Source organism: Streptomyces sp. SID14478, from assembly GCF_010548525.1.
In the GTDB taxonomy this organism is placed as follows: domain Bacteria; phylum Actinomycetota; class Actinomycetes; order Streptomycetales; family Streptomycetaceae; genus Streptomyces.
The window spans coordinates 1-323 of record NZ_JAAGMG010001453.1; the positions used below are offsets into that span (position 1 = coordinate 1).

Annotated in this window: 1 protein-coding gene; it reads left to right on the top strand. The window is 78.9% G+C overall.

All coding sequences use genetic code 11. The features are described 5' to 3' along the window. Positions 1–323: hypothetical protein (locus G3I40_RS45380; RefSeq protein ID WP_239092325.1), on the top strand; the 323-nt coding region annotated here is incomplete at both ends.

The window sequence follows — 323 nt, forward strand, 5'->3', positions numbered from 1 at the left end:
CCGCCGCCTGGCTGACGCCCGAGCCGCCCGCGCCGGCGCCCGGCCCCGCCGCAGAGCGGGGTCCCGAGGACCTGGTCCGCGCGTTCCGCGCCACGGCGTCCCCGCAGGCCTTCCGCCTCGCCGGTCATCTGGCCGTCGGCGTCCCGCACCTGCCGGTGATGCGGCTGGTGCACCGGGCCCTGGAAACCGATCCGCGCCCCCAGCACCTCGCCGAGGTCATCCTCAGCGGCATGCTGACGACGGCCCCGGGCCCGCCCGGCTCGTACGCCTTCCGCGACGGGGTCCGCGACCTGCTCCTGCGCTCCCTGCCCCGCTCGTCCCGC